The sequence below is a fragment of the Arthrobacter sp. I3 genome (assembly GCF_000520575.1).
In the GTDB taxonomy this organism is placed as follows: domain Bacteria; phylum Actinomycetota; class Actinomycetes; order Actinomycetales; family Micrococcaceae; genus Arthrobacter; species Arthrobacter humicola_A.
In genome coordinates this window covers 171,023-181,256 of sequence record NZ_KI914927.1, presented here as the reverse complement: position 1 = coordinate 181,256, position 10,234 = coordinate 171,023, and the positions used below count along the sequence as shown (strand labels likewise).

Here is a 10,234-nt window from a genome sequence, read left to right as displayed (position 1 = left end):
GATCCGGCTACGCCCGGGCCGGGAAGCGGTAGCGCAGTTCCACGATGCCCCTGCCCAGGGTGCGGGAAGATGTCAACTCGAGCGGCGGCGTCGGGCCCGCCATGGGCAGCAACTGCTTGCCGCCGCCCAGGACCACCGGAATGACCGAGACAATCAGTTCGTCCAGCAGCCCGGCGTCAGCGAACTGCGCTGCGAGCACGCCTCCACCCACAACCCACACGTTCCGGCCGCCGGCCGCTTCTTTGAGGTCGTCCACGAACTCGCCTACGGCCCCGCGCACAAACGTGACATCCGCGCCCTTCGGGGCGGCGTGCTCGTGGCGGGTGAAGACCCAGGAGGGTGTGCCCGGATACGGCCAGGTGTCCGGTTCATGCTCCCGAAGCCACGCGTAGGTCTCGCCGCCCATGACGATGCAGCCGACGCCGGCCATGAACGCGTCATAGCTGTCCTGTCCGCCCTCAAAGCCGTCGAACTGCAGCAGCCAGGCCAGATTGTCGTCGGCAGTGGCGATGAACCCGTCGAGTGAGGACGCCACGAAGTACTGGAAGCTCACCATGGCCCCAGCCTAGCCACTGCGGTGGCCGGTGTCCCATCCCCTTGACGCACGGTCAGCCGACCCCCACGCGGCGGCCGGAAATGCACGGGCAACCGGACCTGGATGCGGGCAGCGGCTTACTTGTGGAAGTAAGGAATGATCAGGTACAGCCCGAAGAGGATGGCGGCGCCGCACAAAGCGAAGCACGTGTAAGCGAGTGGTCGGGTCCAGGCCGCCGGGGAGGTCCGGGTGTCCCCCGCGATGGCCGTGAGCCTGACGCCGAGGGAGTAGAGAACTACCACGGTTACAGCGGACACAAGCGTGGCACTCGCCACGCTGAACAGTTCCAGCCATTTCATCGCTGGGCACCGCCGTTCTTGATCGACTTAGTGGCGGACTTTTTCTTGCGGAACTGCACGGCCTGGCCGACTTCCTCGATCTCGACGGCGTTGTTGCTGCCCACGGGCGACTTCCGTGAGCGCACAAACATATAGGCCACTGCGGCGGTGCCCGCAGTTGCCGCGATGATCACGCCTACGACCCCGGTCTGCACGAGCAGAGCCGTCAGCGCGCCCATGATTCCAGCGGCCGGCAGCGTGAACAGCCAGCCGATGGCAATCCGACCGGCGGTTCCCCACCGCACCGTAGTGCCGCGGCGTCCCATGCCGGAGCCCACGACCGAGCCGGAGGCCACCTGCGTGGTGGACAGGGCAAAGCCCAGGTGCGAGGACGCCAGGATGGCTGTGGCAGTGCTGGTCTCGGCGGCAAAGCCTTGGGCGGGCTTCACTTCGGTGAGTCCCGAGCCCATGGTGCGGATGATCCGCCACCCGCCGGAATACGTGCCGATCGCGATGGCCAAGGCACAGGCGGTGATAACCCACCACTCCGGACCGGAGCCGGCAGGCTGGAGGCCGGCAGAGATCAGGACCAGGGTGATGATGCCCATCGTCTTCTGGGCGTCGTTGGTGCCGTGGGCCAACGCCACGAGGCTGGACGTGAAGACTTGACCGGTCCGGAATCCGCCGCGCTTCTGCGTGAGCTTGTCCCCGGTTTCGGGGTCATGGCGGGCCGTCAGGGCGTACGCCAGCCGCGTGCACAAGTAGGCTACGCCGCCCGCGATGACCGGGGCGAACACCGCGGGAAGAATGATCTTTTGGAGGATTGACTCGAAGTTGATCGCGTGGATGCCGATACCGGCAATCGCGGCCCCGATCAGGCCTCCGAAGAGCGCGTGGGAGGAACTGGACGGCAGGCCCTTGAGCCAGGTGATCATGTTCCAGAGGATGGCGCCCATCAGCCCGGCGAAGATGATGTCCGGGGTGATCTGGACCCCGTCCGAGCCTTCCTTGATGATGCCGCCCGAGACGGTCTTGGCGACTTCCGTGGAGAGGAACGCTCCCACGAGGTTCAGCACCGCCGCGAGGGCAACCGCTGTTTTCGGTTTGATGGCGCCGGTCGCGATGGGGGTAGCCATGGCGTTCGCGGTGTCATGAAATCCGTTGGTGAAGTCGAAGAACAGCGCCAGCGATATCACTAGCGCCACCATTACGGTGATTTCCACCTGTTGCCCAATCTGCAGTGTCCATGGTCAGCCAGTTTCACGTCCCCGGTGCCGCTTGCCCACCACGTTCATCCGGGGTCTGTCCGAATGAACTCGCGGTGGTCGCATATGCAGCTTGAAACCTTATCGATGGTACGTGGGAATGACGGCCGGGCAAAACGTGCCAGAAGACCCTAAATTCGGCCCTCCTGTGCGGCACGGGCCTTCACCGCGGCGGTGCGATGCTGGTCACAGCGGGCACCGCCCGGCTCCACCGGAAGAGGCCCAGCTCAGACGGCCCGGCGGACGTCAGGCGCCGGGCCCGCACCGAGCATCGAAGCGATTCTGTCCTCCAGCGCCGCGAGCGTCGCCTCGGGCAGCACGATGAGCCCGTCGAGTTCCCGGCGGGCGCGGCGGTAGGCCGTCTGCCGCTCGGCGGGAGTGGCGGCCGCGTCCGATGCGATCCTCAGAAGTTTCCGGGCTGTCTCGAGCCGCTGGCGTTCGGGACCGGTGAACTTGCTGTCCCTGATGCGTTTGGCTTCCCGTTCGGCGACGTCGAATGCGAGCTCAAAGCTGGTCACGGCCGCCCGGTACTCCGCAAGCCGCGCGGCAGTCCTGACTTCCACCGGGGCGGCGGGGCGCAGCCCGTCGGCCTCGCGTTTGGCCCGTAGGAAGGCCACGGTGAGGGGCTCCCGGACATCCGTCATGACCGGGTAGTCGATCAGCTTCCCCACGTCGAGTTCGTAATCCAGCCAGCGCTTGTTGACGGTGTCGTGCGCCTTCATGAGGGCCAGCACGTCGGCCTGGCTGGCCTGCTCTGCCTGCGCCGCCTGGTTCTTGAGCGTGTAAAGCTCCACGCGGCGGCGGTGCCGGCGTTCGGCGGCTTTGGACCAGGACCGCGCCCACCCGCCGGCCAGTCCGCTCAGGGGAAAGACGAGCCACCAAAAGTGCGTGATGAAATTGAAGAAGGGGTCCACGGCATCATCCTCCCATCCGTTGGCGGCGCCGGAAAGCCCCCTCCAAAAGGGGGCTCTCCGGGCCGTTCCGGGACCTTGCCGGCAACGGGTTGCTTGTCGGGCGGTCAGTCCCCGTGCTTGACCTTATGCACCTTCGTGACGATGGTAGGGCACGGCACGTTCAGGAGCACAGCGTGCGCCGTGGAGCCGAGCACCGTCCGGGAGAACCCGCCACGTCCGCGACTTCCGATCACCAACTCCCTGGCGTCGGCGGCGATATCCACGAGGGCCTTGGCCGGTTCGGTGTTGGTCTCAAGGCGCTGATGGACCACCAGGTCGGGGTATTTGTCGCCGAGCCCGGCGACCGACTCGGCGAGAACAATCCGGTCCTCTTCGACGATGCTCTCGGCGAGACCACTGGTCGGCAGCTGCTTCTCGACCCACCGGGCAGGGCTCTTGAACGCGAGGACCACGGTGAGCTCGTCTCCACCCCAGTCAGCTTCGGCGGCCGCGAAGGCGACGGCCTGCAGCGACTCCTCGGAGCCATCCACGCCGACCACGACGCCCTTTGCCCCGGTGGCCGGTTTCGCCGGCACGACGGCTACCGGGCATTCCGAGGCCGAAACAATCTGCAGGGCCCGGTCCGTCATGGGACCGCCGCCCATCCAATGTTTGTCGTGGCCGCCAACCACGATCATGGCTGCCTCCTTGGAGACTTCCCGGAGCACCGAGCCGCCGCTGCCATGGCGGAGCTGGATGTCCACAGTGACGTCCGGGGCCTGTTCACGGGCGGCCGTCTCAGCGTCCCGAAGCAGATCCATCCCCGATTCCCGGATGATCTCGTGGTACTGAAAATCCGGTGACATCCACCTGTCGTCCACCGCGTGGACGACCGTGACCGGGAGCTTGTCCCGGGCGGCCCGGTCAAGGGCCCAGGCCAGGGCGGCGTTGCTGCCTGCGGACCCGTTGACGCCGACGATGATTGCTTTGCTCATGCTGATTCCTGCTTTCCTGGAATGCACACCGGCCTAGAATCCGGTGGGCTCGGTCCCGAACTCCGGTTCGCGGGTCGGGCCTTCATGGTGCACCGGGCGCAGCGCTGCGGTGTGTTCCAGCCAGATGAGTGCGTCGTAGCGCTCCCCCATCCGGGTCGGAACGTAGTTTCCGGCGTCCCGTTCCGGGTGGTAGACGACGCCGATCGCCCGGTGTCCGAGCCGTGTCGAGAGCCACGGCCCGGTCCGGTCGTCGCCGAACACCAGCACTGAGGGCACCCCCAGGGCCTGATGCAGGAAGTCTTCGTGGCTGCCCGGGCGCGCTTCCGGCACCGTCAGGATGCGTTCGGGGCGGCCCCACCCGTCGGAGGCGAGCACGGAGCCGCGGTGGGCTGCGAAGCCGACCAGCAGCACACCTTCCCCCGCGTGGCGTTCACGCAGCAGCTGCCCGACGTTGACCAGGCCGTCCTGCGCCATGTCGGTGGCCCGGGCATCACCGATGTGTGTGTTGTGTTCCCAGATCAGTCCCTTCGACGCCGGCCCGAGGTGCCTGCTGACCCGGTCGATGGTGTCGGCCATATGGTGATCGCGGACGTTCCAGGACTGCCTGTCGCCGCGGACCATGATGCGGTAGTAGTGCTCGGCGTTGGCCGCGACTTCAGCGTTCTGGACGGCGTCGAAGGCGTCCTCCTCATGCCGGCCGGGGCTGAAGGCCCGGTTCCTGACCTCGGTCAGGAGGGCCACGACGTCGGGCTCGCAGGACTGCGGCACCAGCCGCGTGCTCCAGGCGTACTGGTGCGGGTCCTCGTGGTGGGGCAGGAAGCACTGCCAGGCGCGCTCCGCCGCGGGGACGGCGTCGGGAACGTTCGCCTGCAGCCAGCCGATGATTTCGCGCAGCGAATCCCAGAGCGAGTAGACATCCAGTCCGTAGAAGCCGACACGTTTGTCCAGCGGCCTGGCCAGATTCCAGCTGCGCAGCCAGTCCAGGAACGCCGCGACTTCCTCGTTGGCCCACATCCAGGTTGGCCAGCGTTCGAAGCCGGCCAGCAGCGCGTGGACGCCCTGGCCCTTCCCCTCCTGGCCGCGGACCCAGCGGTTGATGCGCCAGCAGTCGGGCCAGTCCCCTTCCACCCCAATCCAGTTGTAGCCTTCCTCCGCGATGAGCCGCCTGCTGAGGGTGTCGCGCCAGGTGTAGAACTCGTGGGTGCCGTGGGAGGCCTCGCCGATGGCTACAAAACGGCAGTCGGCCGCGCGCCGCACGAGGCCGTTGAGGTCCCGATCGGTTTTCAGCGGCCGGGCGAGATCGTGGACCTCCTTCAACACGGTGGACCGGGTGACGGCCTCGGGGTTCATCGCGGATCCTCGACGTCGATCGGCTGCTGGTGCTTCATGACGCCCCCGTGGACCTTCTTCTTGCGTAAATTGCGCGTTAATTGCGCGCGGACCTGTGACCTGCGCGAACCTGTGACCAGCGTGAACCTGTGTCCTGAACGACCCCAGAGAAGTGCGCGGACCCGCGGCTCGCGGTGTACGCCCCAGCTTCCGCCCAGGCCTGCCGGGTGCCAAGGGCCAAAAGTCACCTCCGGGCCGGCACCGGCCGCCGCCGGGGCCTCCGCGGCACGCGGCCAGGCGGGGCCGCCCCGGTAGGATTTCTTGACGGGCCCGGCCGGGCCCGAGGCCGGCAGCCCGGCACCGCACAGCCCCGCACATCACAGCGCAGCCCAGTGGCAAGGACACACCATGAGCACCAAATCCGCAGGGCCCAGGCGTCCCGACCGCCCCTGGACCCGCCACTACAGCCCCGGGGTTCCCGCCAGCCTCAAGCTCCCGGAAGGGTCCCTCGTCGACCTGATGGACTCGTCCGTCCGGCGCTACGGCAAGAAGACCGCCCTGGAATTCTTCGGAGCGCGCACCAGCTACCGGGACCTCGGCACCGCCATCAACAGGGCGGCCGCGGGACTGAGGAAGCTCGGCGTCCGGGCCGGTGACCGGGTGGCGCTGGTCCTGCCGAACTGCCCGCAACACATCATCGCGTTCCACGCGGCACTGCGCCTGGGCGCCGTGGTCGTCGAACACAACCCCTTATATACGGACCGCGAGCTGCGCCACCAGTTCGAGGACCATGGCGCCACCGTCGCCATTGTCTGGGACAAGGCCGTGAACAAGGTCCGCCAACTGCCGGCCGACGTCGGGCTGCAGAGCATCGTCTCCGTTGAACTGATTCCGGCGATGCCCCTGCTGCAACGGGTCGCGCTGCGGCTCCCCGTGCCGGCGGCCCGCGCCGCCCGTGCCGCCTTGACCGCCGGCAAGCACTCGCCCCGGCCCGTGGCGCAGCCGGCGCGCCGGAGGGTGCTGGCGTGGAAAGACCTCCTTGGCGCGGGCGACCTGAAGAAAAAGCATCCGCGCCCGGCCGCCACAGACCTGGCTGTCATCCAATACACCAGCGGCACCACGGGCCGGCCCAAAGGCGCCATGCTGACCCATGCCAATCTGCAGGCCAATGCCGCGCAGGGCCGCGCCTGGGTGCCGGGACTCAAGGACGGCCGGGAAACCGTGTACGCGGTGCTGCCCATGTTCCACGCCTACGGACTGACGCTTTGCATGACGTTCGCCCTGAGCATCGGCGCGAAACTGGTGCTGTTCCCTAAGTTCGACGTCGACCTGGTGCTGAAGGCGCACAGGAAGTCGCCTGCCACATTCCTGCCGGCGGTGCCGCCGATCTACGACCGCATCGCCGCCACAGCCGCCGAGCGCGGTATCGCGCTGGACAGCATCCGCTTCTCCATCTCGGGGGCGATGAACCTGCCGACGGCGACGGTGGACACGTGGGAGAAGGCGACCGGGGGCTACCTGATCGAGGGCTACGGGCTGACGGAAACCTCGCCCATCGCCCTGGGCAACCCCTTCGGTCCCAGCCGGAAACCGGGAACCGTGGGGGTCCCGTTTCCCCTGACTGACATTCGTGTGGTGGACCCGCGGAACGTTCTCCTGGACCGTGCCCCGGGAGAGGAGGGCGAGCTCCTGGTCCGCGGACCGCAGGTCTTCGCCGGCTACTGGAACCGGCCGAAGGAGACCGAGGAGGCGCTGCTGGAGGGCGGCTGGTTCCGGACCGGTGACATCGTCTCGGTAGATAAGGATGATTTCGTGACCGTCCGGGACCGGATCAAGGAACTGATCATCACGGGGGGCTTCAACGTCTCCCCCACGGAAGTTGAAGATGTCCTCTCCGGGTACCCCGGTCTCCGGGACGTGTGTGTGGTGGGACTGCCCCGCCCGGGCGGCGGCGAAGACGTGGTTGCGGCCGTCGTCCCGTCCGCGGGCTCCGGCCTGGACCCGGAGGCGCTGCTGGCGTTTGCCCGGGAGAACCTGGCCGCCTACAAGGTGCCGCGCCGCGTTGCCGTGGTGGATGAGCTGCCGCGTTCGCTGATCGGCAAGGTCCTGCGCCGCGAGATCCGGGACACACTCGTGGCCGGCCGGTAGTCTGCCCCGGCCGGCCACTGGTGCGGTCAGCGTCCGGACACCTCAGTGTCCTGAATCGTCGGCGCCCGGGGTCGTCGCTGGTGTGCCGCTGCCCGAATCATCGCCGGCTTCCTCATGCGAGTGCGTCCCGCTGTCCTCCGCGGACGGTTCAGGCTCCGGCTCCGGCGCCGGTTCCGGTTCGCGGGACATGTCCACTCCCTCCCCCGTGGTTGAACGGGGAGCCAGCGTCACGTCCGCTGGCTGGACCCCGGCGCCGCGGGCCATGCCGTTCCGCACGGATTCCACCAGCGAGTCGCTGAGCAGTGGTCCCGTGTACGTGACCGCCAGGGCTCCGCCATCCACCGACGTGCCATAGTTCCCGAGCGCGTCCGAGAGAATGCCTTCCTCGGCGATGGCAGCCGCCAGGGCTGCCGGATCGGCGGCAGCGACGCTGAACTTGAGGTCGTGGACGAGGACTGAGGCGACGTGGACATGCTCCACGCCTGGGTAGCTGCCCTCCGGGCCGAAGGCGCGCTCCGCCAGATTTTCGGCCTCGTCGCTGGTGCTTCCGGGCGGAAGCGCCAGAATCAGTTCCGGCGCGAGGTGCTCCAGGATCGCTGGTTCGAGCACGTCCGGGGGGATGTCGGAAAGGACGATGCCGCCGGCAGCGGCGGTCTGCTCGAGCCGTGCGCGCGGCGCGCCCGGCTTTCCGCCCTCGGCGGGGTGGATGGCAATGACCGCGCGGCGTCGAACCATCAGCCCGTCGTGGCTCACGGCCGGGCGGCCGTTGCCGACGTCGGTCCCAGTCTCGAGGGACACGGGCGCCGCGCTCTGCACGGCGCCGGCGGTCGGCGCTGCCGTCGGAGAGAGCTGGGCCGGTGACGGCGCGCCGCCTGTGCAGGCGCTCAGCGCCAGTACAAGCAGGGCCGCCGCGCCCAGCGCCCCAACGCGGCCCATCTCAGGTCCCCGCCGGCAGTCCGGGCCGGTACACCGGCGGGAACGCGTCCAGAGCAGTGGTGTCCAGAGTCGGCGGGTCGGAAGTGATGGGGTCGTTGGTGCGGAGGTCGCCTACGGAGAACTGCACCATCATGTCGTGGTCCTCATGGACCAGGTTGTGGCAGTGGATCATGTAGCGCCCGCCCCCGCCGGTACCTGTGTCGAACTGCATGAGGGCGGTGATGGACTCGTTCTCGCCGGCGTAGAAGACATCCTTGGGGCCCTTCTCCCAGGCAAACGGCAGGCCGCCGTTGGTGTTTCTCGCGATGATCTTGGCGTCAATGAGGTGGATGTGTACCGGATGGAACCATCCCCCGGACGCGTTGATGATGGTCCATTGCTCGACGTCGAAGGGCTGGGGGTTGCCGAACAGCTTGGTGAACCCGGACTTCTCCACGTCGGCCCACGTGACGCCGTTGACGGTCCACTCGCCGTGGTCCCGGAAGAATCTCAGCTCGCGCTTCGCCTTGGCCATCGCCGGGGTGAGGCTCATGGTGGGGATGCCCCCCTTGGAGGCGTTGACGGAGCCGCCGTCGTCCAGGGTGGCCGGGATGCTGGAAATGGAACCGGCCCCGGACCCCGAGTCGGGCACTACCTGAAAGCGCATGATCTTGTTGGTGTTCGCGAAGTCGATGTTGTTCTTGTTGCTGAGGTTCCGCAGCTCGATCAACTGGCCGGTCCGGTATTTCCGGAAATCGATCAGCACCTCATAGCGTTCCGCAGTGCCCTGCCGCCACGATTTCACGGCCTCCACTTTGGGCGTCATGCCGGCGTCTGTTGCGACCACGTAGACGGGGTCTCCGGTGGACAACGTGGGCCGGTAGGACCGCGAAATAGAGGCGTCGAGCACCCGGAAGCGGTAGATCCGGGGCTTGACCTTCATGGTCGGCCACGGCACGCCGTTGACCATGATGATGTCCCCCCACAGGCCTTTGACGTCGTTGTCGTTGTAGGCGAGCGAGCCGTCGGCGTTGAACATGGCATCCGAGATCATCAGGGGCACGTCGAATTCCCCCTGCGGCAGCTGGGCACGCTCAAACTTGTCGGACAGTGGATAGAAGGCCGCGAGCCCCGAATACACGTTCTGGGCGGTGATGTGATGCTTGTGGTCGTGGTACCAAAGCGTCCGGGCCGTCTGCCAGTTGGGGTACCGGTAGTTCTTGACGTTGCCCGGGACGGTGATGTCGTTGGCGTAGCCGTCGTACTGCGGCAGCGACGCTGAGCCGTGCAGGTGGGTGACGGTATCAAAGCGGGCCGGCTGAACCAGCCCGGCGGCGGGCAGCGCGTTGCGGATCCGCACCTCGATCCGGGTGCCCTGGGTGGCCCGGATGGTGGGGCCGGGGAAGATGCCGTTGTAGCCCGCGACGGTGGTGTTCAGTCCGGGCAGGAAGTGGGCCTGGCCGAGCTTCTGGGTAAGGGCGTACCGGGCGAAAGGACGGGCCGGGTCGCCGCCGTCGAAACCCGTCTGAAAGGGGACCAGCTCGGGCGGGCGGCGAAACACTCCCGCATAGGGAACAGGCATGTTCTGCGGTGAAAGAAGACTGGCAGTGACCGGCGTCGCGGCCGGCGCGGTGGTGCCCGTCGTCGGGATGTCGTCGTCGCCGCCTTTGAAACCGGCAAGGCCGAGGGCGCCGACAGCGCCCAGTTTGAAAATTTCTCGTCGTGTAGTCATGGCCCCTCCAGGTGGGCAATAGTGCTGTATACCGTGTCGGAAAGTGGCTTTCCAACAAGTGAGGAAGCCGGCTGGCGGACCGTA

Annotated in this window: 9 protein-coding genes; 1 reads left to right on the top strand and 8 read right to left on the bottom strand. The window is 67.5% G+C overall.

Annotation, left to right across the window (positions count from 1 at the left end; all coding sequences use genetic code 11):
* Nucleotides 1-7 precede the first annotated feature (7 nt).
* The 6 genes from Y706_RS0112265 to Y706_RS0112240 all read right to left on the bottom strand — a co-directional run bounded on the left by Y706_RS0112265 (nucleotide 8) and on the right by Y706_RS0112240 (nucleotide 5,376).
* Nucleotides 8-556 carry a dihydrofolate reductase family protein gene (locus tag Y706_RS0112265; RefSeq protein WP_028276823.1) on the bottom strand — a complete coding sequence of 183 codons (549 nt, stop codon included), beginning with the start codon at nucleotides 554-556 and terminating at the stop codon, nucleotides 8-10.
* 116 nt (nucleotides 557-672) lie between these two features.
* Entirely contained in the window at nucleotides 673-894 is a 222-nt protein-coding gene (locus Y706_RS0112260; RefSeq protein WP_028276822.1) for a hypothetical protein, read from the bottom strand.
* The gene (locus Y706_RS0112255; RefSeq protein ID WP_028276821.1) at nucleotides 891-2,096 is read right to left on the bottom strand and encodes an inorganic phosphate transporter; all 1,206 of its coding nucleotides are present in this window, start codon (nucleotides 2,094-2,096) and stop codon (nucleotides 891-893) included. The genes Y706_RS0112260 and Y706_RS0112255 overlap by 4 nt, the downstream gene beginning before the upstream one ends.
* Before the next feature lie 269 nt (nucleotides 2,097-2,365).
* Complete coding sequence (locus tag Y706_RS25180; protein WP_043436058.1) at nucleotides 2,366-3,052, bottom strand: hypothetical protein; 687 nt, start codon at nucleotides 3,050-3,052, stop codon at nucleotides 2,366-2,368.
* 104 nt (nucleotides 3,053-3,156) lie between these two features.
* Nucleotides 3,157-4,026 (bottom strand): universal stress protein, encoded by an 870-nt coding sequence (locus Y706_RS0112245; RefSeq protein WP_028276820.1) that lies wholly within the window; start codon nucleotides 4,024-4,026, stop codon nucleotides 3,157-3,159.
* Between the two features lie 33 nt (nucleotides 4,027-4,059).
* Nucleotides 4,060-5,376, bottom strand: coding sequence for an erythromycin esterase family protein (locus tag Y706_RS0112240; RefSeq protein WP_028276819.1), 1,317 nt, complete (start codon nucleotides 5,374-5,376; stop codon nucleotides 4,060-4,062).
* A gap of 387 nt (nucleotides 5,377-5,763) precedes the next feature.
* Between Y706_RS0112240 and Y706_RS0112235 the strand changes: the two genes are divergently transcribed.
* A complete protein-coding gene (locus tag Y706_RS0112235) occupies nucleotides 5,764-7,503 on the top strand; it encodes a long-chain-fatty-acid--CoA ligase (protein WP_028276818.1) in 1,740 nt (579 codons plus the stop codon).
* A 42-nt stretch (nucleotides 7,504-7,545) separates the two neighbouring features.
* Here the strand turns inward: Y706_RS0112235 and Y706_RS0112230 are convergent, their stop codons facing one another.
* Together Y706_RS0112230 and Y706_RS0112225 are read right to left on the bottom strand one after the other, a co-directional pair.
* Nucleotides 7,546-8,439 carry a hypothetical protein gene (locus Y706_RS0112230; protein ID WP_028276817.1) on the bottom strand — a complete coding sequence of 298 codons (894 nt, stop codon included), beginning with the start codon at nucleotides 8,437-8,439 and terminating at the stop codon, nucleotides 7,546-7,548.
* Nucleotide 8,440: 1 nt separating this feature from the next.
* The gene (locus tag Y706_RS0112225; protein ID WP_028276816.1) at nucleotides 8,441-10,150 is read right to left on the bottom strand and encodes a multicopper oxidase family protein; all 1,710 of its coding nucleotides are present in this window, start codon (nucleotides 10,148-10,150) and stop codon (nucleotides 8,441-8,443) included.
* Between the last annotated feature and the right edge of the window lie 84 nt (nucleotides 10,151-10,234).